Source organism: Bradyrhizobium sp. USDA 4532, from assembly GCF_024171315.1.
Classification (GTDB): Bacteria; Pseudomonadota; Alphaproteobacteria; order Rhizobiales; family Xanthobacteraceae; genus Bradyrhizobium; species Bradyrhizobium australafricanum.
Genome location: NZ_JALJZN010000001.1, coordinates 75,013 through 100,796 on the forward strand (window position 1 = coordinate 75,013; position 25,784 = coordinate 100,796).

21 protein-coding genes and 1 pseudogene are annotated in these 25,784 nt (G+C 63.3%); 16 read left to right on the top strand and 6 right to left on the bottom strand.

Translation table 11 applies throughout. The annotated features are described in order from the left end of the window. Positions 1 to 54 precede the first annotated feature (54 nt). On the top strand, positions 55 to 834 hold the full coding sequence (locus J2R76_RS00330) for an enoyl-CoA hydratase/isomerase family protein (RefSeq protein ID WP_253623557.1): 780 nt from the start codon (positions 55 to 57) through the stop codon (positions 832 to 834). A gap of 58 nt (positions 835 to 892) precedes the next feature. Here the strand turns inward: J2R76_RS00330 and J2R76_RS00335 are convergent, their stop codons facing one another. Next, positions 893 to 2,191 carry a hypothetical protein gene (locus tag J2R76_RS00335; RefSeq protein ID WP_141341731.1) on the bottom strand — a complete coding sequence of 433 codons (1,299 nt, stop codon included), beginning with the start codon at positions 2,189 to 2,191 and terminating at the stop codon, positions 893 to 895. Between the two features lie 569 nt (positions 2,192 to 2,760). Here J2R76_RS00335 and J2R76_RS00340 point away from each other — a divergent pair. From J2R76_RS00340 to J2R76_RS00365, 6 genes and pseudogenes are all read left to right on the top strand, one after another. Continuing rightward, positions 2,761 to 2,967 (top strand): hypothetical protein, encoded by a 207-nt coding sequence (locus tag J2R76_RS00340; protein ID WP_253623558.1) that lies wholly within the window; start codon positions 2,761 to 2,763, stop codon positions 2,965 to 2,967. A gap of 281 nt (positions 2,968 to 3,248) precedes the next feature. Then, complete coding sequence (locus J2R76_RS00345) at positions 3,249 to 3,977, top strand: autoinducer binding domain-containing protein (RefSeq protein WP_253623559.1); 729 nt, start codon at positions 3,249 to 3,251, stop codon at positions 3,975 to 3,977. Positions 3,978 to 4,183: 206 nt separating this feature from the next. Further along, complete coding sequence (locus tag J2R76_RS00350) at positions 4,184 to 4,822, top strand: acyl-homoserine-lactone synthase (RefSeq protein ID WP_253623560.1); 639 nt, start codon at positions 4,184 to 4,186, stop codon at positions 4,820 to 4,822. 343 nt (positions 4,823 to 5,165) lie between these two features. Further along, positions 5,166 to 5,309, top strand: a pseudogene (locus tag J2R76_RS00355) (aspartate kinase); the annotation flags it as partial. Between the two features lie 788 nt (positions 5,310 to 6,097). Next, the gene (locus J2R76_RS00360; protein ID WP_253623561.1) at positions 6,098 to 7,366 is read left to right on the top strand and encodes a YadA-like family protein; all 1,269 of its coding nucleotides are present in this window, start codon (positions 6,098 to 6,100) and stop codon (positions 7,364 to 7,366) included. Positions 7,367 to 7,470: 104 nt separating this feature from the next. Then, positions 7,471 to 8,166 (top strand): invasion associated locus B family protein, encoded by a 696-nt coding sequence (locus tag J2R76_RS00365; protein WP_253623562.1) that lies wholly within the window; start codon positions 7,471 to 7,473, stop codon positions 8,164 to 8,166. A gap of 67 nt (positions 8,167 to 8,233) precedes the next feature. Here J2R76_RS00365 and J2R76_RS00370 read toward each other — a convergent pair whose 3' ends face one another. The 4 genes from J2R76_RS00370 to J2R76_RS00385 all read right to left on the bottom strand — a co-directional run bounded on the left by J2R76_RS00370 (position 8,234) and on the right by J2R76_RS00385 (position 13,645). Further along, positions 8,234 to 9,127 carry a 3'-5' exonuclease gene (locus J2R76_RS00370; protein ID WP_253623563.1) on the bottom strand — a complete coding sequence of 298 codons (894 nt, stop codon included), beginning with the start codon at positions 9,125 to 9,127 and terminating at the stop codon, positions 8,234 to 8,236. 233 nt (positions 9,128 to 9,360) lie between these two features. Next, positions 9,361 to 9,789: a heme-binding protein gene (locus tag J2R76_RS00375; RefSeq protein WP_076833912.1), complete on the bottom strand. Its 429-nt coding sequence runs from the start codon at positions 9,787 to 9,789 to the stop codon at positions 9,361 to 9,363. Beyond that, positions 9,782 to 12,760 carry an FAD-binding and (Fe-S)-binding domain-containing protein gene (locus J2R76_RS00380; RefSeq protein WP_253625970.1) on the bottom strand — a complete coding sequence of 993 codons (2,979 nt, stop codon included), beginning with the start codon at positions 12,758 to 12,760 and terminating at the stop codon, positions 9,782 to 9,784. The genes J2R76_RS00375 and J2R76_RS00380 overlap by 8 nt, the downstream gene beginning before the upstream one ends. Positions 12,761 to 12,892: 132 nt before the next feature. Beyond that, on the bottom strand, positions 12,893 to 13,645 hold the full coding sequence (locus J2R76_RS00385; protein WP_075968269.1) for a GntR family transcriptional regulator: 753 nt from the start codon (positions 13,643 to 13,645) through the stop codon (positions 12,893 to 12,895). A 132-nt stretch (positions 13,646 to 13,777) separates the two neighbouring features. Here J2R76_RS00385 and J2R76_RS00390 point away from each other — a divergent pair, with 132 nt between their 5' ends. The 9 genes from J2R76_RS00390 (at position 13,778) to J2R76_RS00430 (ending at position 24,272) form a co-directional block, all read left to right on the top strand. Further along, positions 13,778 to 14,980 carry an alanine--glyoxylate aminotransferase family protein gene (locus J2R76_RS00390; RefSeq protein ID WP_225647022.1) on the top strand — a complete coding sequence of 401 codons (1,203 nt, stop codon included), beginning with the start codon at positions 13,778 to 13,780 and terminating at the stop codon, positions 14,978 to 14,980. A 45-nt stretch (positions 14,981 to 15,025) separates the two neighbouring features. Further along, complete coding sequence (locus tag J2R76_RS00395) at positions 15,026 to 16,309, top strand: MFS transporter (protein WP_168858736.1); 1,284 nt, start codon at positions 15,026 to 15,028, stop codon at positions 16,307 to 16,309. Between the two features lie 128 nt (positions 16,310 to 16,437). Beyond that, the gene (locus tag J2R76_RS00400) at positions 16,438 to 17,631 is read left to right on the top strand and encodes an alanine--glyoxylate aminotransferase family protein (protein ID WP_253623564.1); all 1,194 of its coding nucleotides are present in this window, start codon (positions 16,438 to 16,440) and stop codon (positions 17,629 to 17,631) included. Between the two features lie 47 nt (positions 17,632 to 17,678). Beyond that, the gene (locus J2R76_RS00405) at positions 17,679 to 18,476 is read left to right on the top strand and encodes an enoyl-CoA hydratase/isomerase family protein (RefSeq protein ID WP_028343116.1); all 798 of its coding nucleotides are present in this window, start codon (positions 17,679 to 17,681) and stop codon (positions 18,474 to 18,476) included. A gap of 519 nt (positions 18,477 to 18,995) precedes the next feature. Continuing rightward, positions 18,996 to 19,973: a Bug family tripartite tricarboxylate transporter substrate binding protein gene (locus J2R76_RS00410; RefSeq protein ID WP_375166564.1), complete on the top strand. Its 978-nt coding sequence runs from the start codon at positions 18,996 to 18,998 to the stop codon at positions 19,971 to 19,973. A gap of 134 nt (positions 19,974 to 20,107) precedes the next feature. Continuing rightward, positions 20,108 to 20,983, top strand: a complete 876-nt coding sequence (locus J2R76_RS00415) for an S-methyl-5'-thioadenosine phosphorylase (RefSeq protein WP_229158112.1) — start codon at positions 20,108 to 20,110, stop codon at positions 20,981 to 20,983. Between the two features lie 41 nt (positions 20,984 to 21,024). Further along, positions 21,025 to 22,125 (top strand): S-methyl-5-thioribose-1-phosphate isomerase, encoded by a 1,101-nt coding sequence (mtnA, locus tag J2R76_RS00420; protein ID WP_253623565.1) that lies wholly within the window; start codon positions 21,025 to 21,027, stop codon positions 22,123 to 22,125. Between the two features lie 76 nt (positions 22,126 to 22,201). Continuing rightward, a complete protein-coding gene (locus J2R76_RS00425; protein ID WP_141341241.1) occupies positions 22,202 to 22,744 on the top strand; it encodes a tripartite tricarboxylate transporter TctB family protein in 543 nt (180 codons plus the stop codon). Positions 22,745 to 22,760: 16 nt separating this feature from the next. Beyond that, positions 22,761 to 24,272: a tripartite tricarboxylate transporter permease gene (locus tag J2R76_RS00430; protein ID WP_038380818.1), complete on the top strand. Its 1,512-nt coding sequence runs from the start codon at positions 22,761 to 22,763 to the stop codon at positions 24,270 to 24,272. Between the two features lie 55 nt (positions 24,273 to 24,327). On the opposite strand, the gene J2R76_RS00435 is transcribed toward J2R76_RS00430, so the two are convergent. Continuing rightward, positions 24,328 to 25,521, bottom strand: a complete 1,194-nt coding sequence (locus J2R76_RS00435; RefSeq protein WP_253623566.1) for a CaiB/BaiF CoA-transferase family protein — start codon at positions 25,519 to 25,521, stop codon at positions 24,328 to 24,330. Positions 25,522 to 25,784 lie beyond the last annotated feature (263 nt).

The following is a 25,784-nucleotide window of genomic DNA, read 5'->3' on the forward strand; positions in this document are numbered from 1 at the left end:
CTGCCGCAAATGTCGGCTGACACCGGCACACGGGTAAGAAAACAGGCAGGAAACATGACCGACAACAGCGTTCTTCTCGAAAAGCGCGGGCAGGCGTTCTGGATCACCATCAACCGCCCGGACAAGCGCAACGCGCTCAATGCCAGTGTGATCGCCGGCATCGCAAAGGGCTATCGCGAGGCGCATGACGACAAGGACGTCCGCGTCATCGTGCTGACGGGCGCGGGCGACAAGGCGTTCTGCGCCGGTGCCGATCTGCAGAACAGCGGCGCGGCGTTCTCGATGGATTTCTCGCGCCCCAATGTCGACTACGCCGATCTGCTGCGGCTGTCGCAGAATGCGACCAAGCCCGCGATCGCGCGGGTCGGCGGCGTCTGCATGGCCGGCGGCATGGGACTGTTGTGCATGACCGACATGGCGGTCGCCGCCGATGGCGTGATCTTCGGTCTGCCTGAGGTGAAGGTCGGCGTGTTCCCGATGCAGGTGCTGAGCCTGCTGCAATCGATCGCCCCGCCGCGCCTCGTCAACGAATGGGCGTTGACCGGCGAGCCGTTCGATGCCGCGACGGCCAAGGCTGCGGGTCTTCTCAACTACGTCGTGCCGGCAGCCGAGCTCGATGCCAAGGTCGATTGGCTGATCGGCCGCATCGCCGACAAGTCGCCGACGGCGATCCGCCGCGGCAAATACGCGATGCGGGCGATCGCCTCGATGTCGTTCGACGAGAGCATCGCCTACACCGAAAGCCAGATCGCGCTGCTCGCGATGACCGAGGACGCCAAGGAAGGCCTCAAGGCCTTCGGCGAGAAGCGCAAGCCGACATGGACCGGGCGTTAGGTGGAAACCTAATCCTGGTCTTCCGCCCGGTATCTCGCGCCGGCGTGAATTATGAAAATCAAGCGTGTCGATTGCTCGAAACGATTGAAGAATGAGGCGCGAGCACGCCTTCTGACAAGAGGGTCGTCCTGGCTCGCTCCTCGCGGCGCTTCTTGGCGGCCACGATCAATTGCTTCCGCGTGCGTTTGGCGTAGGTGGGTAGTTGTAGTCTCGAGCGATGGCGGCCGGCGGCACGCAGTTCAGCGTCCGTAAGATCGCTGTCTGCGCCTTCGGTGAAGCCGCCGTGGCGAAAGGACGTAAATGAGAGCTCGTTCCGAAGTCCCGCTGCTATGATTATCTTTTTAACGACATGCCGAAGGTAGCGCAGATCCTTGCGCTCGGTGATCCACGGCAGAGGAGTAGGCGACCTGCGATGAGCATGATCGCGGCGAAACGCCAGTCCTGAAGCGACTGAGTCTTTGAGAGCATCAAGCTCCGCCATCAACTCGGGGAAGAGCAGCACACTGTTCTCATCGACCAAAGGCCACCAGGCTTCTTCGCCGTTCTTGGGGTGCATAATCCTCACGCTGTTGGGGCGTTCTTTCGGTCGATAGTGCTCGATTTCGAAGACTCCGAATATATGTTCCTCGCGCTGCAGCCACTCCCAGGTCAGCAATGCAGCGGTTGCGATCGAGTGGTACCCCAGCCTCTTGGCGGCTTGCCTGAAGGCGACAAGCTCTTCCCAGGTTGCGGTAGGCGTCTCTCGCAGGGCCTGACCAGGGGCACGCGATTTCAAGCCCATCCGCGAGAATGGGTTGATGGCTGGCACTTTCGTTTCCTGGGCGCGCTGACCAACGAACCAGGCGCGCCTGCAGGCGGTCATGGCAGCGTTTGCGAAACGCCGACGCTCGCGCTTGACGATGTTTCCATCCGCGTCCTTGTATTGAACGACGAGCAGATTTGCATAAACCGCATCGACAAATGCTTTGGAAAAATCAGCAATCTGTTTCGAGCCCGCACGGCTACCGTCGTTCAATTCGTGGTTGGCGAATAGCGCCAGGCCTTGGTCGTATAAGCGTTGGGTCTTGAAATCGATTTCACGCCATCGGTGGTTGGCTTTGAAAACGCCGACAAGCCAATCAAAAGTGCCAGGCACGGGAGACGCCGGGACCATGTCGGTCAATCCGCCCGAACGCCAGCTGTCGAAGGCAGGCAGCAGAATATTCTTGGTTCTGTTGAGAGCGGTTGCATAGTCTTCTCCCAGTGCTTCAGCTGTGACAGGGCAGCCTTCATTGCGAGCCCACGTTGGTGGCTCGAAGAAATATCCGCGTCGACCATTCTTCAATGACTTTAGCCTGCAATAGCGCGGAAGCTTCATTGCAGCGCAACCTTAACGTCTTGCCAGGGAGGCCAAATCCTCGCCTTCTGATCTGTCCAAATTGGTAGTTCTACGGGGCGCGGCAAAATCATCAATCGCGGCCCTTGACCAGACCGGTTGCCGCGCCCGCCCAATTCCACGATAGCCGATTGGAGGCGGCGCCTCGCCGCGGCCTACGGCTCGCGCGAGTTCATGGGTATTTGCGAGATCCAAATAGGCGGCGGCCATGTCGGCGAGCATGAGTGCAGGCCAGGCGCCGATGGGTGGATAACGAGCAGGAAGAGCGGAGCGGGATGTCATAGGCGTTAGCTCGCGCGTCAATGCTGCAACGATCTCGGCGCCGAATTCAGTAGAATGGCGTCATCATCCCTGGATGAGGGTCCTTATTCGTGCAACGCCTCGGAAAGCACGAAACCGGATATTCAAAGTCAAATTCGCCGCTACCTTGTGGCCTTCTCGCATGCCGCCCTCCAGTCACATGGATGCTCTCCCGGAGCACGAGAAGGCTGCGAGGAAAAGAGCCATCAACAATTGGTGCGGTTGTCGGCCTCTTCACATGCGATCCACCATTGGCGCAGTTCTACGAACGGGCGGGCGCCTGGCCCGTCGTTCCGGATGTCGTGTTGATTGGTAGCCGGGATGAGGAAGCACTCTCCAGCGCGACCTTGAAAAAAGTTGTCCTCATGCGGCTCCTTTCGACGAAGGCCCGCGGTCTAGGGTCGATTTTCACGAATGCGACCATCGATCTCGATCTACCCGTCGGTCAATTTCTATGAGGCTCCCGTGATTGTAGGATGAAGCAACCGTTTGCTGTCTTTACTGGGCATGATGCAACTGGGCTGAAGCGGGTGTCCAACTCTCCCGGTTGCGGTATTCCGCGCTTGGTCCCATGGCTTTGGACGCATATCGAGCCCCGCGAAGTTGGCGCGCGCGGCGCCGTTGCAGGTTGCAGGCGGTGCCCACGCAATCCTGCAGGAACGGCGCTCGGCCGCGCGGCGCTTGTCGGTACGGGTCCACACTGCGCGCTCAACTCTGCGCCACATACGAGCCGCAAACCATGAGGCGGATAGAGCATTGGTTTCAGGAGTTCGTCGACGCCATCCAGATGGCCAATGGCGCGGCCGACTTCGAGCGTGTCGCGAGGCGGATCACGGAGCGGCTGGGTTTCGAATGGTTCGCCTATCTGCGCTTGACCGACAATGTACCGACGCTGATCTCCTCTTATCCGAAATCCTGGACCGGGCGGTATTTCGATCTTCGTTATCAGGATCTGGATCCGGTGGTGCGGCGGGCGCGCCGCGAGCATGATGTCTTTAATTGGGGAGGCGGGAGCCCGCAGGCAATGGGTACGCCGGAGCAGCGCCGGTTCTTCGATGAAGCCATGACGTTTGGCATCAACTCTGGCGTCACGGTGCCGATCAGAGGCGGCTTCGGACGAATGGCCGCATTTACGCTCGCAACCGGCGAATCGGTTGCCCAAAGCGAGCAATTGATTGCGGAAGTCCGGGACGTCATTCAGCTCGTTGGTCTCTATTTCGATACCCACGTGACGGCGAAGCTCACTGTTGGCGCCGAGGCACCGCTCATCAAGACGGTTTTGACGCTGCGCGAGCGGCAGTGTCTCGCATGGGCGTCGCGGGGAAAGACCGTCGCCGACATAGCGTTGCTGGTCGGGACGGCGCCGCGCACCGTGGTCTTCCATCTCGAAAACGCGCGCCGCAAACTTGACGCAGCATCGATCGCGCAATGCGTGGCGGAAGCGCTGCGCCGGGGCCTGTTGCCCTGATCGAGCTCGCCGGCTACCACCGCTCGGTGGTGACCGAGGTTATTGATGTACCTGTTCGCAGTCAGGACCCATGTTTGCTGGCCGTTGCACCCATGCTCCGGTTCGCCGCGACGTCATTTCCATGGCCTCGACCCGCAAAATTCGACAGGCGAAGCCGCTGCGACGCTTTGATTTGGTGACCGCTCCCGTCAAGCAGGAGGTCACCCATGTACGTTATTGCGCTAAGTTGTTCCCGGTTTGGCCAGCATCTCGATCTTCTGAAGGCGATGTTCCGGTTGCGTCGGCGTGTGTTCAAAGATCGCCTTGATTGGAATGTCTCCGTGTCAGGCGAGTTCGAGCTCGATATTTACGATGTATTCAAGCCCGTCTATCTGCTGTGTATATCGGAAGAACGTAACGTTGTGGGAAGTGTTCGCCTGCTTCCGACCACCGGTCCGACAATGCTCGCCGACACGTTTCCAAGTCTGCTCGGTGGTCGGCCGGCGCCGCGCAACGAGAAGGTGCTGGAGAGCTCTCGGTATTGCATTGACGCCAATCAGGCGGGCGAGCTTGCGCGGAACGGTCTCAATCGTGCGACCCTCATGCTGTTCGCCGCGATGATCGAGTACCTGCAAATCGCGAATGCCGAGGCTATTGTAACCGTCACGGACACCAGGCTGGAGCGTATCTTGCGGCGTGCCGGATGGCCACTTGAGCGCATCGCGGCTCCGCATCCGCTGGGGAGCAGCATGGCGCTTGCAGGCTTCTTGCATCGTTGCGACGAGGCGCTGGCCACGATGCGTCGGAGCGCTGGTGTCGAGGGGCCGGTTCTGGTAGACCCGGATTGGCTGGGGCGCGTGCGGTGACCCGCAGCCGTTCCCCCAATTTCTGCCACTGAGCTAATTCGGCTGTAACGATTTTCCGTCGACGGAACCGGTGCCGAAATCCGTGTGGCTGCACATGCGGGCGTTCAGCCTATCATCCGTGGGAATGCCCGAAAGGTGGTTAGCGGAAGGGGCGGATCCCGAAGAGAAATCATGGGTGAGGCAAACCTCAGTGGGCGGACGTTTGCGGAGATGCTGGCCAACAGACAGGGCCGCATCTACCGCGCCGGTCAGAATGCGACCACGAGCATGCAAGCAGCGACATTCCCTTAAGATTGCGGGCCGACGCAAAGAGCGCGCTGAGTGTTAACCCGGCGATCAGGGAATCACCATGCTCGGTCGGGGCGGCGGCGACACCGCGGCCGTTGCGATGGCGGCGGCACTGAAAGCCGAGCGCTGCGAAATCATCAAAGAGGTCGACGGCATTTGCTCGGCCGATCCGCGTATCGTACCGGATGCAAAGCCATTGCGGCGAGCGGCACGAAACGCTTGCCCGGGATCATTGGTGAGGCCGAGGCGGTCGAGATGATTCTTCTGAGGTTGACCGTGACGGGACCGCGTGCCCACGAAATCGGGACCGTGCATGAAGTCGTCGTCGACCCGCTCGCTCGCGCCGAGGAGATTGGTGCTGAGCTATCGCTGTCAGCTTGAGCAAACCTACGGCATGCGGCGTCCGACGATGACTGATACGAGGTCCTCGAGGGGTGCTTACGTTTGCTCTTGAGTTCGGACGGCCAATGCTCGGCCTAAAAGCGGTATTGTCGATATTGAATCGACCGGCCTGCCAATCGCTTCTCTTTCTACGCCAATCTACGACCGACATCGGCGTCTCGTTGCAATCAGTAAAATTCTGCTCTCTCTAATCATCCCCATCGAAGGGCATTCCTTGCCCTTTTCAGTGAGGATGGCGATGAGTTCTATTCACTTAGCTTGGAAGCGATCTCGCGCGGCGCGCGGACGATGTGTCCCGCGCTCAATCCTGCGATTTCTCTCAATCGCGCACGCGTCAATCGTCGAGACGACGCTCAGACTGAATGGTCGATCGCCGGATCGATCAAGTGCGCTGCGGTTCGACGGATAACCCCAAACGTTTCGCAATTGCTTATGGCGCACGAGCTGCTTGGCGAACTGCCCATCACATGAGCGGTCAAGGCCGCGCCGCGCTGTAGAGCGCGAGCGCTCGGCGACGTGACTTCGCGGCCATGTGCGCCGAGCTCAGCCGCATTTGTAATTCTTCACGCGAAAGGAGATCGTGACATGTTGAGGCCGGTATTGGGATCCGCCCTGTTCCTGTCGGGGGTGGCTATTTGGCTTTCTGCACCGGCAATGGCGCAGGTCCAACACGGCGTGGTAACACCGGCAGTGCAGAAATTTCGGCCGCCCGGCGGCTGCACAGACCAGCTCAGGCAGCAGTGGAAGGCGATGGGCGGCGAACTGGACTGCGCCGAACAGAAGCCGGTGCCGGTGCCGGCCCCACCCGCGACTGCACAATCGATCCCGGCCCCGCAGCCGGTGTCGACGCCGCAGCCGGTGATCCAACCTCCAAGTCCGAAGGACATTGTCACGTCCAATAATGATAATCTCGGCAGATCGACAGCTTCGACCTTCGGAGGAGGGGCCATCTTTGACCCCACGACCGGACAGGTTACTCACTTTTCGACACTCGTGAATGGAATGCCCTCCACCAATGTCGGCGGCGCGCTCGAAGCGATCGAGCAGCAGATTGCCACGATGAGCTCCTCCATGATCAACGACATCGGAAGCGGCGCGGTCGGGCTGGTCCGGCAGAGGGACCCAACAGCGGCCGTGACCATAGCTGCCAAGACGGGTGGCAAGCTCGTCGATCTGACCGGCAGCGACGGCCGTCGGACCTTGACGGGCATCACAAATGGCATTGTCTCAGCGCAATCGTCTGATGCGCTCACGGGGCAGCAGCTGTACCGGTCAGCCGATTCGGTCGCGACCTGGCTTGGCGGGGGCTCGCACGTCAATTCCGACGGAACCGTGTCGCAGCCCTCGTATACGATCCTCGGGAGCACCTATCATGACGTCGCCTCTGCCTTGAATGCTGCTTCTGTGAACAGCATCCGATATGACGTCGCAGCAGACGGTCATCGCCTGAATTCGGTAACTTTGCAGGGCGGCTCTCCCGGCGCTGTAGCACTGCACAATGTGGCCGCGGGTACTGCGGCGAACGATGCGACCAACCTGAAGCAACTGAATGATGGTCTCGCCGCGCTGGGCATTGAAGACCGGATGTATACAGATCGAAAGGTGGCCGCGGTGGACCGGCGCGCGCGAGCGGCTGGTTCGGCAGCGATGGCAGCGGCGGGACTTGCGTTCTCGGATGAGGCCAAAGGCGACCGCTCCGTAGCAATCGCGGTCGGCGCTTTCCGGGACTCGGTCTCATTGGCGGGAGGTCTTGCCTACCGCGCGAGTGATGCGGTGCGCCTCAAGGCAAGTGTGTCCTACACGCCGGATACGGGCGACGTTGGAGCTTCCGGCTCAATCGGCGTCAGATTCTGACCTCCTCGGCGCAGCACCATTGTCGCTCGAACCCGCCGCCATCAATCCGGAAACAAGCCATGCCCAGATCACGCTTGCCTCGTGTTGCTGCTTGGCTCTTGCCATTGGCCTTGACCGGCTTGTCGGCGGCGATCGCGTCCGACCCTGCACCCCGGCCTTCGAGCCAGACTGGAGCGGCCCCTGCCAGCATTGTATCCGAGCCGACAAAGGCAACTTCGCTTGGATTCGAGTGGGCGAGCGTCTTCGCGCCAGGAAAATCGGCCGCGGCGGGCGACTACACCCGCACGATCAGGCCTTTCCTCGATTGGATCCAGGTTTGCGATGAGGTCCGCAACGCGCGGCGCATCTGCTATCTGGAAACGATCTCGCACGGTGATGCCGCGCGATTGAACTGGCGTATCGCGCTCACCAAGGATGGACGATCGATGGCGCTGATCATGCTGCCACGCGACAGCAGTGTGGAGGTCGGCGCCACGGTCTCCTTTGGTGGCTTCACGCGCGTCGTCAAGCCGCTGATCTGCGACCAGGCGCTATGTGCCGCAACGTTTCCTGCGGACGCTGCTTTGATCTCGTTGCTGGGGCGTGAGGACCGCGCCACGATCGTGTTCGAGCGAGTTGGCAAGCCCATCACGATAATGACGAGCTTGCGGGGCCTAATGTTGGCACTGACGGATCTTTCGCAGTCGGTGGCTCCTGCCACCCCGGCACGCCCTCCAGCGAAGCCTGTCGCGCGCCGGACATCGACCGAAGCCGTTGCTGCCACCCAAGGCGACGGCGGCCCCTGGAAGGGCATCCGATAATCTTCGCCTGATAACTCCCACATGGTCAACGTTCAGGCTGGAGCGTTTTTTTGCGCTCGAAAGCGCCCTATGCCCTCGCTGAAAAGCGGTCGAATGCGGTGAGTGTCTGGATCCGCACCTCAACTTCCCTCTGATAGATCGTGCTCTGCAGATATTCGATCTCGGCTGTCTGATTGGGCTCATCGACGTCAATGTACCAGGACCGCGGCCGGCCATCGGCGCCGTCGCTCCAGCGATAGCCGCGGCGCTTGAGCTCGTCCTTGAGCTCGAACGGCGACTGCTCAGCCCAGACCCGGATCGTCTTGCGGCGGGCTCGCTCGAGCAGCACGGAGAGCACGGTGCGATCGAACTGGGGCAGGGTCATGGCGAGGATTTCGAGCAGCGCCAGGCAATCGTCGACCGCCCGGTGCGCCTCGTGAAACAGCCCGGCTTTCATCAGGAGATAGGACAGGCGCGATCCCTCGAAGCCAAGGCCGCGCCATTCGACCTCGCTCACCGAGCAGGCCCAGGCCTTGTGCGTCAACAGGGGTGCATAGCGCTCCATGAACTTGCGATCGAAGCCGGCATTGTGGGCGATGACCACGACCGCATCGGAGACGAAGGCGTTGATGCGCTCCTCATCGAGGCCGTGGTCCTTGACCATCTCGTCGGTGATACCGGTCAGCGCAGTGATCTCGATGGGAATTGCGATCGACGGCTGATTGAAGCAACTGCAAGTATCGATGACCCGGCCGATCCTTCCGTCGGAAAGATAGGTGAACTTGACCATCCCGAGCTCGATGATCTCGTCTTTGGCCGTATCTAGTCCGGTGGTTTCGACATCGAGCAGGATTGCGATCTTGGTCGATTGCCCGTCGCTTGGAGCAAATTCGGAGCGGGGAACCAGCCGCCGCAGCACCCGGTAATCGGGTGACTGCTCCAGCATGCCGGCGATCTCGGCAAGAGTCGGTTGAACGGTCATATTGGGCCGTGTGAGAAGATTGAGCTTGTTTGATAGCTCGCAAGTCTATCCGATCGGATCGAGCCCGGCATCGCAGCCCCTGTGGATAGGTCATCGGTGCGCGGAGAGTTCCCGGCACCAGGAGGACTTTTCCCGTGGAACCGGATTGACGATCCGGTCGGTCATCGTCCTAAAATTGAAGCTGTACTTGTTTGAACCAAGCGGCGAGAGCGGCGAAGACCAAACAGTTGTTGTCATCCGATGTTGGCCTTCAGGCCGGCAGCTTCGATGCCAGCTACGGCGCAGATCTCGTCATTGTCCGAGGTGTCGCCGCTGACGCCAACGGCGCCGAGCAGGGAAGAACCGTCCATGATCAGCACGCCGCCGGGGACCGGCACCAGCCGGCCCTGCGCCAACGTGTTCACGGAATCGATGAAATAGGCCTGCTCCTGGGCGCGCTGAAACAGCGCCCGCGATCCCATCCCGAGCGCCAGCGCGCCATAGGCCTTGCCATGGGCGATCTCGGCCCGCATCAGGCTGGTGCCGTCCTGTGCCGCCGTCACCTTCACCGCGCCGCGGGCGTCGAGGATGGTGACGACCAGCGGCTTGAACTTCTTCTCGACCCCCTTGGCCAGCGCGGCATCCAGAATCTTGCGGGCAGTTTCGAGAGTGAGCTCAGCCATGGGCCTCTTCCTTTGTCGGTAACAATCTGTCGGAATTCGATTTCGCACGTTTCAGGCTCATCGCCAATACGCTGGCGACATGCAGCGGCGTGCGCCCGCTGCCGTCCTTGATCTGGTGCCGACAGGAGGTGCCGTCGGCCACGATCAGGGTGTCCGGATCGGCGCTGCGAACCGTTGGCAGTAGCGACAGCTCGGCCATCTCGATCGAGGCCTGATAGGTGTCTGCGCCGTAGCCGAACGCGCCGGCCATGCCGCAGCAGCTCGACTCGATGGTCTTGACGTCGAGGCCCGGTACCAGGCGCAGCACCTTCTCCACCGGCTTGAACGCGCCGAAGGATTTTTGGTGGCAATGACCGTGCACCACGGCCTTGCCGGCGACCGCGCCGAGCGGCAAAGCGAGCCGCCCGGCCTCGGCCTCGCGCACCAGAAATTCCTCGAACAGCAGCGCGTGCGCGCTGACGGTCTTGGCGGCCTCATCCGAACGCAGCGACAGCAGCTCGTCGCGCAGGGTCAGCAGGCAGCTTGGCTCGAGACCAATGATCGGCACGCCGCGGGCCGCGAACGGGACATAGGTCGCAACCAGCCGGTCAAGCTCGGCGCGAGCCTGCTCAACCAGTCCGGCCGACAGGAACGTTCGCCCGCAGCACGGCGGCCGCCCGCCGTCCGATGGCCTCGGCAGATGCACGCGATAGCCGCCGGCGACCAGGACTTCGATCGCGGCGTCGAGATTTTCCCGCTCATAGCCGCGGTTGAACGTATCGGCGAACAGCACCACTTCGCGGCCGTCGGCTGGACCCAGCACCTCGGCGTCCGGCCGGAAGGTGTCGCGGCGAAATTCCGGCAGCGCGCGCTTGGCGCTGATCCCGGCGAGCCTCTCGAACAGGCTGCGCAACAGTGGGCTGCGGTTGCGCCAGTTCGCGATCGGCGCAAAGCGCGAGGCGAGATCGACGTAGCGCGGCAGATAGCCGACCAGCCGGTCGCGCAGCGTTAGACCATGGGTCGCCGCGCGCGCCGCCAGCACCTCGATCTTCATCTTGGCCATGTCGATGCCGGTCGGGCATTCATGGCGGCACGCCTTGCAGGAAACGCAGAGTTTTAGCGTCTCCATCATCTCGTCGGAGGCGAGCGCGTCCGCACCCAGCTGGCCTGAGATCGCCAGCCGCAACGTATTGGCGCGGCCGCGGGTGACGTCCTTCTCATTGCGCGTGGCACGATAGGACGGGCACATCACGCCGCCTTCGAGCTTCCGGCAGGCGCCGTTGTTGTTGCACATCTCGACGGCGCCCTGGAAGCCGCCGCCGGCGCCGGGATAGGCCGACCAGTCCAGCACCGTCTTCAATTCGCCGACGCGATAATCCGGCGAAAAACGAAACAGCGAACGGTCGTCCATCCTGGGCGGATCGACGATCTTGCCCGGGTTGAGCGTGTTGGTCGGATCGAAGCGCTGCTTGACCTCGCGGAAATCGGCCACGATGCGCTGCCCGAACATCGCTTCGTGGAATTCCGAGCGCACCAGGCCGTCGCCGTGCTCGCCCGAATGCGAGCCCTTGTATTCGCGCACCATCGCGAAGGCTTCCTCGGCAATGGCGCGCATGGCCTTGACGTCCTTCTCGAGCTTGAGATTGAGCACCGGGCGCACATGCAGGCAGCCTTCGGAGGCATGCGCATACATCGTGCCGCGGGTGCCGTGCCTGGCGAACACGGCATTGAGCCGCTCGGTGTAGTCGGCGAGATGCGGCAGCGGCACCGCGCAATCCTCGACGAACGAGACCGGCTTGCCCTCCTGCTTCATCGACATCATGACGTTGAGGCCGGCGGCGCGGAAATCAGCGATGCCAGTCTGCAGCGCGGGCTCGACGATCTCGACCACGCCGCCCCATTTGCGCTGCGGCTTGTCCCAGCCGAAGCCGAGGTCGGCCATCAGCTCGCCGAGCTGCTTGAGACGGGTGAGGTTGTCGGCCTGGTCTTCCTCGGCGAACTCGACCACCAGGATGGCGTCCGGATCGCCGCGCACGGCTGCCGAGATGATCGGCTGGAACATCGCGATCTCGCGGCCGAGTGCGATCATGGTGCGGTCGACCAGCTCCACGGCAATGGGTCGCAGCTTGACCAGATGCTGGGCCGCGTCCATCGCCTCGTAGAAGCTGCCGAAATGGCAGACGCCGAGTGCCTTGTTGCGGATCACAGGCCACAGCTTGAGTTCGACCTGTGTCGTGAAGGCGAGGGTGCCCTCCGAGCCGACCAGAAGATGCGCCAGATTGTTCGGCGCGTTGCGCGGCACCAGCGCGTCGAGGTTATAGCCGCCGACGCGGCGCTGCACCTTGGGGAATTTGTCGGCGATCTCGAGCGCCTCGCGCTCGCCGAGATCGAGCATGTCGCGAAACAGCTTCAGTCCGCTGTCGAACAAATTGACCCGTGTCAGGTCGCGCGGCACCTCGCCGAAATGCAGCAGCGTGCCGTCGGCGAGCGCGGCATCCATCGACAGCGTGTTGTCGCGCATCGTGCCGTAGCGCAGCGAACGGCCGCCGCAGGAATTGTTGCCGGCCATGCCGCCGATCGTGGCGCGCGATGCGGTCGAGACGTCGACCGGAAACCACAGCCCGTGCTTCCTGAGCTGGCGGTTGAGATCGTCGAGCACGATGCCGGGCTCGACCACGCAGGTCCGATGCTCGACGTCGAGCGAGAGGACCCGATTCAGGTGCTTGGACAGGTCGACCACGATGCCGTCATTGACGGTCTGGCCGCATTGCGAGGTGCCGCCGCCGCGCGGGGTGACGATCCGCCCGGCGTCGCGGACGATCGCAAGCGCCCGCAATGCCTCGTCGACGGTTCGCGGCACCACCACGCCGGCCGGCATGATCTGGTAGATCGAGGCGTCGGTCGCGTAGCGGCCGCGGTTGAAGGCGTCGAAAAAGACGTCGCCGGCCAGTTCGGACCGCAGGCGCTGTTCGAGCGAGGAGGCGTTCTTCATCCCAGATCCGATGTGATCCATGACGCCACGTTGATTGCTCATGGATTATGCATTCTCTCGACGTGAGAATTATATTATGAATTCATAATGAGCAAGGATGGCTGCCCTCCAATCATCCTTGAGCTGGCCCCTTTAGTCGTTCTGGGGCGTCGTCTCCAGGCCGCTGTCCGGCCCCTCCGCGAGGTGATCGATGGCGGCGGCCCGCTTGTTGCGCAGGTGCTGGAACAGGATGTCGCTGAGTTCGCTTGCCGCGCGCCGGCGCAGCGCATCGAGGATAGCCTCGTGCTCGCGCATCGCCTCGGCCCAGCGCTGCCGCTTGCGGGCGAAATTGGCGGAATAGCGGACGCGGCGGATCCGGCCGGCGAAGTTGGCGTAGGTCGCCTTCAGCGTCTCGTTGCGCGCGGCCGCAACAATGCTCTCGTGGATTTGCTGGTTGGTCTGGAAATAGCCGTGCATGTCGCGGTGCAGATAATGGCCGTACATCTCGTAATGCAGCCGCTCGATCGCGACGATTTCTTCGTCGGTGATGATCTCGCATGCCAGTCGTCCGGCGAGGCTCTCGAGCCCGGCCATGACGTCGAACAATTCCTCGAGGTCGCGCGGGCTGAGCCGGCGCACCCGCGCGCCGCGGTTGGGCAAGAGTTCGATCAGGCCCTCGGCGGCCAGCACCTTGAGCGCTTCGCGCAGCGGCGTCCTTGAGATCCCCAGCATCTCGCAGAGCTGGCGCTCTGGAACGCGGGCGCCCTCGGGAATGTTGCCCTCCACCACATAGTCGCGGAGCCGCAGCAGGATTTCGCCGTGAAGCGAGGCCTCCTGGCGGTCGCTGCCATTGCCGGCGGCGGGCGGGGTGATTGGAACCCCGGCTTCGGGAATCGCGGATTTCATATTCTGAACAATAATTTGCCGGCGCGGTCGCGTCGATGCTCTCGATCGAATACCAAAATTGGATTGAAAAGACAAAAAATGAATGCAAAATAGCTCGCTGAGGAGCCGAAATCCGGCGATTGGGAGGTTCTCATGCATCAAGGGCGCCATTTTCTGCAGATTCCAGGGCCAAGCCCGGTCCCGGATCGCATTCTTCGCGCGATGGACATGCCGGTCATCGACCACCGCAGCGCCGAATTCGCCGCGCTCGGCCGTGCCGTGCTCGAGGGCAGCCAGAAGGTGTTTCAGACCAAAGGGCCGGTGGTGATCTTCCCGTCGTCCGGGACCGGCGCCTGGGAGGCCGCGATCGTCAACACCCTGTCGCCGGGCGACACGGTCCTGATGGTCGAGACCGGCCACTTCGCCACACTGTGGCGGCAGATGGCCGGCCGCTTCGGCATCGAGGTGGATTTCATACCCGGCGACTGGCGCCGCGGCGCGGACCCCGCCCAGATCGAAGCAAGGCTTGCCGCAGACACCGCGCACAGCATCAAGGCGGTGATGGTCGTTCACAACGAGACCTCGACCGGTGCGACCAGCCGGATCGCGGACATCCGTACTGCCATCGACCGCACCGCGCATCCGGCGCTCCTGATGGTCGACACCATTTCCTCACTCGGCTCGGTCGATTACCGGCACGACGAGTGGAAGGTCGACGTCAGCGTCAGCTGCTCGCAGAAGGGCTTCATGCTGCCGCCCGGCCTTGGCTTCAACGCCATCTCGGAGAAGGCGCGCGCCGCGTCGCGCACCAATAAGATGCCGCGCTCTTATTTCGACTGGGAGGAAATGCTGAAGCCGAACGCCAAGGGCTTCTTCCCCTATACGCCGGCGACGAATCTGCTCTACGGGCTGCGCGAGGCGATCGCGATGTTGCTGGAGGAGGGGCTCGACAACGTGTTCGCCCGCCATCTGCGGCTGGCCGCCGCCACGCGCGCCGCCGTCAATCAGTGGGGGCTCGAGGTGCTGTGCCAGGAGCCCTCGGAATTCTCGCCGGTGCTGACCGCGGTGATGATGCCGCCCGGACATGATGCCGATCAGTTCCGCAAGGTCGTGCTCGACAATTTCAACATGTCGCTCGGTGCCGGCCTGTCGAAGGTCGCAGGCAAGGTGTTCCGCATCGGTCATCTCGGCGAGTGCAACGAGCTGACGCTGCTTGGCGCGCTGACCGGAGTCGAGATGGGATTGTCGGTCGCCGGTGTGCCGCACCGCTCGGGCGGCGTCGAGGCGGCAATGAAGCTTCTCGAACAGCGCGACCAGCGCAATACACCGCCGCATCTGAAAGTCGTCGGCACCTAGCAGCCAGCGCCTCAACAAACTCAAAAAAATCGCGGGGGAGGGGATATGAGGCTTCGGTTCAAGGCCACCCATGTCGTGTTGGCCATGCTCTGCGTGATGTATTTCATCACCTATGTGGACCGGGTGAACATCGGCACCGCGGCCGGCGAGATCCAGAAGGAGCTCGGCCTGTCCAACACCGAACTCGGCCTGGTGTTCTCGGCCTTTGCCTATCCATACCTGCTGTTCCAGGTGATCGGCGGCTGGGTCGGCGATCGCTTCGGGCCGCGCCAAACCTTGTTCTGGTGCGGCATGATCTGGGCCGCGGCGACCATCATGACCGGCTTTGTCCATGGCCTTGCCGCGCTGTTCGTCGCGCGTTTCGCGCTGGGGTTCGGCGAAGGCGCGACGTTTCCGACCGCGACGCGCGCGATGCAGTACTGGACGCCGGCGAACCGCCGCGGTTTCGCGCAAGGCCTGACGCATTCATTCGCGCGGCTCGGCAATGCCATCACTCCGCCGGTGGTCGCGCTGCTGATCCTCTGGCTGACCTGGCGCGGCGCGTTCGTCGTGCTTGGCTTTGTCAGTCTGATCTGGGGCGTTGCGTGGGTCTGGTACTTCCGCAACGAGCCGCGGGACCATGGCTCGATCACCGCGGCCGAGCTTGCGACCTTGCCGCCGCGGCCGAAAGGCGAGCGGCCGAAGGTGCCGTGGGGACCGCTGCTGCAGCGGATGTGGCCGGTGACGCTGACCTATTTCTGCTACGGCTGGTGCCTGTGGCTCTATCTCAACTGGCTGCCGCTGTTCTTCAAAAACAACTACAGCCTTGATCTGAAGAACTCGGCGCTGTTCGCATCCGGCGTGTTCTTTGCCGGCGTCGTCGGGGACAGCATCGGCGGCGTCATCTCCGATCGCATTCTCGAGCGCACAGGCAATGTACGGCTGGCACGACTCAGCGTGACGGTCGTGGGCTTCGCCGGCGCGCTGCTGTCGCTGATGCCGATCCTGTTCGTCCACGACATCACGGTGGTGGCGCTCTGCCTGTCGGCCGGCTTCTTCTGCGCCGAACTCGTGATCGGGCCGATGTGGTCGATCCCGATGGACATCGCGGCGAAATATTCCGGCACCGCCGCCGGGATCATGAACACCGGCTCGGCTTTCGCGGCCATCGTCTCGCCGCTGGTCGCCGGCTTCGTCATCGACGCCACCGGAAACTGGTACCTGCCGTTCCTGATGTCGATGGGACTGCTGCTGGTCGGCGGCTTCTCGGCGTTTCTGATGCATCCCGAAAGGCCGTTCGAGGAGACGAACGAATCGGTGGTGCCGGGCAAGGTGGTAGCCGCCGAATGAGGCGCTGCCGGCCCGGCGGAGCGCCGTCAGATATGCATGACGGACCCCCGCCGGGCCTAGGACAAACCCGGCGAATAGTGATATGCGAGCGGCTCACCACGACAAAGACGAGACCGGGAAAGACGCTCATGACCGTGCATACTGGAAGGCATTTTCTGCAGATTCCGGGACCGACCAACGTGCCGGACCGGGTGCTGCGGGCCATGGATATGCCGACCATGGACCATCGCGGTCCCGAGTTTGCCGAGATCGGCTTCGCCGTGCTTTCTGCGATGCAGCGTGTGTTCCGCACCAAGCAGCCCGTGATCATCTATCCCTCGTCGGGGACCGGCGCCTGGGAGGCTGCGATCGTCAACACGCTGCAGCCCGGCGACAAGGTCCTGATGTGCGAGACCGGCCAGTTCGCGGTGCTGTGGCATGGCATTGCCGACAAGTTCAAGCTCGACGTCGATTTCATCTCGGGCGACTGGCGCCACGGCGCCGACCTCGAGCAGATCGAGGCCAGGCTGTCCGCCGACAAGGCGCACAAGATCAAGGCGGTCTGCGTGGTCCATAACGAGACCTCGACCGCCTGCGTCACCTATCCGCGCGACGTCCGCAAGATCCTCGACACGCTGAAGCATCCGGCACTCTTGATGGTCGACACCATCTCCGGCCTCGGCTCGCTGGAATATGAGCATGATGCCTGGGGCATCGATGTCTCCATCGCCGGCTCCCAGAAGGGCCTGATGCTGCCGCCCGGCCTCGGCTTCAACGCCGTGTCGGAGAAGGCGCTCGCCGCGGCCAAGGCCAATCCGGGCATGCGCTCGTATTGGGATTGGCAGGAAGTCATCAACATCAACAAGGCCGGCACCTGGCCCTATACGCCCGCCACCAACCTCCTGTTTGGCCTGCGCGAGGCCGTGAATATGCTGGAGGAAGAGGGCCTCGAGAACGTCTTCGCCCGCCACAAGCGCCACAGCGAGGCGACGCGCGCGGCGATCAAGGTCTGGGGCCTCGAGACACAGTGCCAGGAGCAGGGCGCACACTCGCCGGCGCTGACCGCGGTGCGGGTGCCTGATGGCCACGACGCCGACCACTTCCGCAAGGTCGTGTTGGAGAATTTCGACATGTCGCTCGGCACCGGCCTCAACAAGGTCAAGGGCAAGGTGTTCCGGATCGGGCATATCGGGCACTTCAACGACCTGATGCTGATGGGCACGCTGTCCGGCGTCGAGATGGGGCTTGATCTGGCCAAGATGCCGCATCGCAGCGGCGGCGTGCTGGCGGCGATGGAGGTCCTGAAGGGACGCGACGCTTCGCAGTCGAAGGCTGTCGCTTAAAAGGCTGTCGCCTGAAATCGAATCGCAAACAACAGAAAGAGCGAGACATGAACGCGCCCGTCACTTCGACCGAAGACTTGATCTATTCCGTCGAGGACGGGATCGCGCGCATCACGTTCAACCGGCCGCAGGCGCGCAATGCGCTGACCTTTGCGATGTACGAGCAGATGGCGGCGATCTGCGAGAACATTAATCAGGATCACTCCATCAAGGCGCTGATCATGACCGGTGCCGGCGACAAGGCGTTCGCCTCGGGCACCGACATCTCGCAGTTCCGGGCCTTCAAGACTGCCCAGGATGCGCTGGACTATGAGGCGCGGATCGACCGCGTGCTGGGCACGCTCGAACAGTGCCGCGTGCCCGTGATCGCGGCGATCGCCGGCGCCTGCACCGGCGGTGGCGCCGGCATTGCCGCCTGCTGCGATATCCGGATCGGCACGGAGGCGACGCGGATCGGCTTCCCGATCGCGCGCACGCTCGGCAACTGCCTCTCGATGTCCAACATCTCGCGGCTGGTGTCACTGATCGGTCCGGCGCGGACCAAGGATCTGATCTTCAAGGCGCGCCTCGTCGAGGCGCCCGAGGCGCTGGCGCTCGGGCTGTTGAACGAAGTCGTCCCCGATGTGGAGACGTTGCAGCGCCGCGCCACCGAGACGGCGAAGCTCGTCGCGGGCCACGCGCCGATCACGCTCGAAGTGACCAAGGAAGCGGTGCGCCGCATCCGCCGCACGCTGTCGCGTGAGGAGGGCGAGGACCTGATCCTGCGCGCCTATATGAGCGAGGATTTCCGCGAGGGCATGGACGCCTTTCTCAACAAGCGCGCGCCCAACTTCAAGGGCAAGTAGCGGCGGCTGGGTGACAGAGGGCGGCGGGCTCGCTGAAGCGAGGTCTCCGTCGTCATTCGGGGCCCCCGGGGCCCATGGGTGCGATCGGCACCCGACTTTCCCCCTCTGTTCGAAGGGAGGGCGGAATGAGATGCAAAGCTCGGACAAATCATGTCGCGAGAGCGTGGATGTGTGACTCGCAAATCGCTCCACAAATTAGCTGTCGTCCCGGGCAAGCGAAGCGCGACCCGGGATCCATAACCACCGAAGGTCATTGTCGCATACGCTGGAGCCACAGCTCGCTTCAACAACGAACGTCTGTGGTTATGGGTCCCTGCTTCGCTTTCGCAGGGACGACTGCGAACAAACGGCGGGCCATTGGCTCCCCTCGCTAACGACACAACCTCATTCCAAAGTCATAAGCCATGCGGCAGTTCGCGGCTTGAACTCACCTTCATTCTCGGCACAATGACGCGAGCCCGCCACCTCGCAGGTTTTGCCAAGCCGAACAAATAGATAGGGAAGAAACACGTGGGACAGATTGTAAAAACCACGGCTGCAATCGCGGCCCTCTTGCTGAGCACGCCGGCCTTTGCCGGTTGGGAGCCGAGCAAGCCGGTCGAAATCGTAGTCGCGGCCGGTGCCGGCGGCGCCTCAGACCAGATGGCGCGCATGATGCAGGCGGCGATCCAGAAGAACAATCTGATGAAGCAGCCGATGGTGGTATCGCTGAAGGGCGGCGCGTCGGGTGCGGAAGCGCTGATGTACATGAAGTCCAGCGAGGGTGATCCCAACAAGGTGCTGATCGCCTATTCGCTGATCTACATGCTGCCGCTGTCGGCTAAGATTCCGTTCAACTGGCGCGACCTCACCCCGGTGTCGGTGATCGCACTCGACCAGTTCGTGCTGTGGGACAACGCCTCCGGTCCGAAGACCGTGAAGGAGTTCATCGCTGCCGCGAAGGCGGCCAGTGCGCCGTTCAAGATGGGCGGCACCGGCTCCAAGCGTGAGGATCACGTGCTGACCGTGTTCATGGAGCAGAAGACCGGCGCAAAATTCTCCTACCTGCCGTACAAGTCCGGCGGCGAGGCCGCGACCCAGCTGGTCGGCGGCCACACCGAGTCCAACGTCAACAATCCGAGCGAGAACCTCGAAGTCTGGCGCGCCGGACAGGTTCGCGCGCTCTGCGTGTTCGACAAGGAGCGCATCTCCTACAAGACCAAGGTCACCGACACGCAATCCTGGAACGACATCCCGACCTGCAAGGAAGAGGGGCTCGACGTGCAGTATCTGATGCTGCGCGCGATGTTCCTGCCGGGCAAGGTCACGCAGGAGCAGCAGGCGTTCTATGTCGACCTGTTTCAGAAGGTGACGCAGACGGCTGAATACAAGGACTACATGGAGAAGCAGGCACTGAAGCCGATCTTCCTCACCGGCAAGGACATGGTCGAGTTCCTCGAGGATGACGACAAGCAGAATGCCTCGCTGATGAACACGGCAGGGTTCGTTGCAAAATAGCGGTCCGGTCCGGAATTGCCTTGCAAGCGGCTGCGGCGCAGTGATTACTGCGCCGCAATATGGCCGAACGTCCGGCGAGCCCGATCGGGCTGGGTCACCCCTCCGGCGCCGTTGCGGGACCGTGAGGAGCGATCATGACCAAAGCCGTGTTAGGGATCATCGGTGGATCCGGCATCTACGATCTGCCGGGCCTGGAAAATGTCCGCGAGGAGGCGATCACAAGCCCTTGGGGCGAGCCGTCCGCGCCGCTCCGCCGCGGCGAGATGGCGGGACTCCCGATCGTGTTCCTGCCGCGCCACGGCCATGGACACGCGCTGTCGCCGTCCGACATCAACTATCGCGCCAATATCGATGTGCTGAAGCGGGCGGGGGTCACCGACCTCGTCGCGCTGTCCGCGTGCGGCTCGTTCAAGGAAGAGCTGCCGCCGGGCACGTTCGTATTGGTCGACCAGTTCGTCGATCGCACCCACAAGCGCGAGAGCTCGTTCTTCGGCAAGGGCTGCGTCGCGCATGTCTCGATGGCGCATCCGGTGTCGCCGTTGCTGGCAAGCCATCTCGCCGCCGCTGCCGAGGCCGAAGACATCGCGTTCGCCCGCGGCGGCACCTACCTCTGCATGGAGGGGCCGCAGTTCTCCTCGCTCGCCGAAAGCCTGACCTACAAGGCGCAGGGCTATTCGGTGATCGGCATGACCAACATGCCGGAAGCCAAGCTCGCCCGCGAGGCCGAGATCTGCTACGCCAGCGTGGCGATGGTCACCGATTTCGATTGCTGGCATCCGGCGCATGATGCCGTGACGGTGCAGGATATCATCCGTGTGCTGAATTCGAACGCCGAGAAGGCAAAGGCGCTGGTCGCGCGGCTGGCGCGGGATTTCCCGCGCGAGCACGAGCCGTGCCCGGTCGGTTCGGATCGGGCGCTGGATACCGCGCTGATCACGGCGCCCGCGGCCCGCGATCCGCAACTGCTGGCCAAGCTCGATGCCGTCGCCGGACGGGTGCTGCGGTCGTGAGGAAGTCCTCCAGCGAACGCGCGACGCGAAGGACGTAGGACATGAAAGTCGATGGACGACATTTTCGCAGCATCTGGCTCGAGCCCGACGGCTGGTCGGTCGGCGCGATCGATCAGCGCCGGCTGCCGCATGAATTCATCGTCGCCAAACTCACGACTGCCGACGAGGCCGGCGAGGCGATCCGCTCGATGCTGGTCCGCGGCGCGCCGCTGATCGGCGCCACCGCAGCCTATGGCATGGCGCTCGCAATGCGCGCCGACGCTTCCGACGCGGCGCTCGAGCGCGCCGGCAGGATGTTGGCTGCGACCCGGCCAACCGCGGTCAATCTGAAATGGGCTGTTGACGAGATGCAGCGCGCGCTGGGGCCGCTCGCGGCTTCGGCCCGCGCCGAGGCGGCCTATGCCCGCGCGCGCGAGATCGCCGACGAGGATGTCGAGATCAACCGCGAGATCGGCCGTCACGGGCTCGGCCTGATCGAGACGATCGCCGCGACCAAGAAGCCGGGCGAGGTCGTGAACGTCCTGACGCATTGCAATGCCGGCTGGCTTGCAACCGTGGATTGGGGAACGGCGACATCGCCGATCTACCAGGCGCACGATCGCGGCATTCCGGTCCATGTCTGGGTCGACGAAACGCGGCCGCGCAATCAGGGCGCTTCGCTCACCGCCTGGGAACTCGGGCACCACGGCGTGCCGCACACCGTGATCCCCGACAACACCGGCGGACATCTGATGCAGCATCGCATGGTCGATCTCGCGATCGTCGGGACCGATCGCGTCGCCGCCAATGGCGATGTCTGCAACAAGATCGGGACCTATCTGAAAGCGCTCGCGGCCCACGACAACAGCGTGCCGTTCTATGTTGCGCTGCCGTCGCCGACCATCGACTTTAGTATCGATGACGGTGTCAGGCAGATTCCGATCGAGCAGCGCGCGGCCGACGAGGTGACGCACCTCACGGGACGCACGGCGGATGGCCGGATCGAGACCGTGCGCGTGGTTCCGGACGGCTCGTCGGTGGCCAATTTCGGCTTCGACGTCACGCCGGCGCGGCTGGTGACCGGATTGATCACCGAGCGCGGCGTTCTCAAGCCGGAGCGTGCTGCACTTGCGAGCGCCTTTCCCGAACGTTCCACCGTTTAACTGAAGGCTGCATTGACGGTGGTTGCATCAGCACGCTATCCCAATCGTTGCCCTCGCAACCCAGACCGTCTCATCCATGTCCAATACCGAACTTGAGATCGTCGTCGACGATCCGACCGCACCTGAAGATAACTCGCCGGCGGTCGTCAGCACCGGCGTCGTCGACGTCGTCGTGTCGCTGCTCTTGCTTGCGCTCGCCGTGGTGCTCGGCTGGGACAATTGGCGCACCGGCGCATCGTGGGACTCGACCGGGCCGCAGCCGGGCTATTTTCCGTTCTACCTCTCGGTCATCCTCGGCGGTGCCAGCCTTTATGGTCTCGGCGCCGCCTTTCTTTTGCGCCGGGAAGCCGCCGAGACCTTTGTCACCCGGGCCCAGCTTCGCCGGGTGATGGCGGTGTTCGTGCCGACATTACTGTTCTGCCTCGCCACCCAATATCTCGGCCTCTACGTCGCGAGCTTTCTCTTGATCGCAGGCTTCATGCGCCTCGTCGGCAAGATCGCGCTGTGGAAGTCGCTGCTGACCGCCTTCGTCTTCACCGCCGCGATGTTCATAACGTTCGACGTCGCGTTCGACGTCATCATGCCGAAGGGGCCGCTCGAAGCGGCTCTCGGCCGCTAGCGAACCGGGTCGAACCATGGAAGCCTTCGGTCTCCTGCTGCACGGCTTTGCCGTCCTTTTGACGTGGAAGACGCTGCTGTTGATGATGGTCGGACTGGTGCTCGGCATCTTCGTCGGCGTGCTGCCCGGGCTTGGCGGCCCCAACGGCGTCGCGATCCTGCTGCCGCTCACCTTCACGATGGATCCGACGTCCGCCATCGTGATGCTGTCGTGCATCTACTGGGGTGCGCTGTTCGGCGGCGCCATCACCTCGATCCTGTTCAACATCCCGGGCGAAGCCTGGTCGGTCGCGACCACCTTCGACGGCTATCCGATGGCGCAGCAGGGCAGGGCGGCCGAAGCGCTCACCGCGGCGTTCACCTCCTCCTTCGTCGGTTCGCTGGTCGCGGTGCTGCTGATCACCTTCCTGGCGCCGATGATCTCGTCGTTTGCGCTGAGGTTCGGCCCGCCGGAATTCTTCGCCGTCTATCTCCTGACCTTCTGTTCCTTCGTCGGCCTCGGCCGCGAGGCCAAGCACAAGACGGTCATCTCGATGTCGCTCGGGCTGCTGCTCGCCGGCGTCGGCATGGATACGGTGTCCGGGCAGCTGCGCATGACGTTCGGCTCCGCGGAGCTCTTGCGCGGCATCAACTTCCTCGTCGCGGTCATCGGCCTGTTCGGCATCAGCGAGATCCTGCTCACGATGGAGGAGCGCCTCGCGCTGCGCGGACACGCCGCCGGCATCAGCCTGCGCGTCGTGCTCTCGGTGTGGAAGGACCTGCCGAAATACTGGGTGACGCTGCTGCGCTCGTCGGTGATCGGCTGCTGGCTCGGCATCACGCCGGGCGGCGCGATCGCGGCCTCCTTCATGGGCTACAACCTCGCCAAGCGCTTCGCCAAGGATCAGGAGAGCTTTGGCAAGGGCCGGATCGAGGGCGTGTTCGCGCCGGAGACCGCCGCGCATGCCTCGGGCACCTCGGCGCTGTTGCCGATGCTGGCGCTCGGCATTCCCGGCTCGGGGACTGCTGCGATCCTGCTCGGCGGCTTGATGGTGTGGGGCCTCAATCCCGGCCCGCTGCTGTTCGTCGAGCACAAGGATTTCGTATGGGGCCTGATCGCCTCGATGTATCTCGGCAACGTCGTCGGCCTGGTGCTGGTGCTGACCACGGTGCCGATCTTCGCCTCGATCCTGCGCGTGCCGTTCGCGGCCGTGGCGCCGATGATCGTGGTGTCCTGCGCGATCGGCGCTTATGCGATCCAGAATGCGATGTTCGATATCTGGCTGATGCTGGGCTTCGGCGTCGTCGGCTATGTCTTCAAGAAGATCGGGATCCCGCTCGCGCCGTTCACCCTCGCATTGGTGCTCGGCAACCGCGCCGAGGATGCGTTCCGCCTCTCGATGATCGGCTCCGGCGGCGACATGAAGGTGTTCTGGTCGAACGGCCTGGTCGGCACCATCACGACACTGGCGATCGTGCTGCTGTTCTGGCCGGTGATCGACAAGGCGTTCGTCGGGCTCGGACGAATGTTGCGGCCTGCACGGGCGTAGTCGCGGTCCGGGATCGGGCGACCTCGAACCGCTAGGCGTTGGTGGTTTGATACCGTCAAACCACCTTGCGCTGACGGAGCTCGGCAATCTCGTCCTTGCCGAAGCCGAATTCGGCCAGCAGCTCTTCGGTCTGCTCGCCGAACTCCGGCGGGCGGGCGGCCATCCTGCTCGGCGTCCGCGACAGCGTCACCGGCTGGCTGACCAGCTGGATCTGCCGGTTCTCGTCATTGGGTACGTGCTGGGCCATGCCGAGATGCTTGACCTGGGCATCCTCGAACATCTGGTCGATCGAGTAGATCGGCCCGCACGGCACGCCGGCGGCGTTCAGCTCCTGCACCCAGGTCTCGGTCGATTTCTTCTCGGTCAGCGCGCCGATCCTCGCATTCAGCGCGTCGCGGTTCTTCGAGCGCGCCGGGGCCGTCGTGTAGTCGGGGTCGGTGATCAGCTCGGGCGCGCCGATCGCCTGCGCGCAGCGCTCCCAGATCCGCCCGCCTGTGGTGGCGATGTTGATGTAGCCGTCGGAGGTCTTGAACACGCCGGTCGGGATCGAGGTCGGATGGTTGTTGCCGGCCTGCTTGGCCACTTCCTTCTCCATCAGCCAGCGTGCGGCCTGGAAATCCAGCATGAAGATCTGGGCCTGCAGCAGCGAGGTCTGCACCCACTGGCCTTCGCCGGAGACGTCGCGTTCCAGCAGCGCCGTGAGGATGCCGATCGCACAGAACAGGCCCGCGGTGAGGTCGGCCACGGGAATGCCGACCCGCATCGGTCCGCCGCCGGGTGCGCCGGTCACCGACATCAGCCCGCCCATGCCTTGGGCGATCTGATCGAAGCCCGGGCGCTTGTGATACGGGCCGTCCTGACCGAACCCGGAGATGCTGCCATAGACGATCCGCGGGTTGATCTCGCGGATGCTCTCGTAATCGATGCCGAGCTTGGCCTTGACGTCCGGCCGGAAGTTTTCGACCACGACATCAGCCTGTTCGGCCAGCCGCTTGAACACCTCGAGCCCCTTGGGGTCCTTGAGGTTCAGCGTCATGGCGCGCTTGTTGCGATGCAGGTTCTGGAAATCGGACCCGCCGCGCGGGCCGCCCGGCTGCTCGCCGCCGCCGTCCTCCAGAAGCGCATCGATCTTGACGACATTGGCGCCCCAATCGGCGAGCTGGCGCACGCAGGTCGGCCCAGACCGGACCCGGGTCAAATCCAGCACGGTGAAACGGGACAGGGCTTGGGATGCGCGGGGAAAGGGCATTGAGACACCTCTTGTTGGGCGGGCTGCCCGGGGGCTTGAGCCCGTCTGCCATAGACAATTTGGCAGGCCTTTCCAACTGTTACCCGGATCACAAACGGGGTCGGAAACAACCAGCCATGGTTCCGTGAAGATCGGCTCCTGTCTTTTGCGGTCCTGGCCTGGTCCCACACCTCCCCGCCGTCCGCCAACTCTCGACAATCACCGCGCCGGCTGCTAGCCCGTCGCCATGCCGAATGGGTTTTGCCCTTACGGAAGAGGCACTT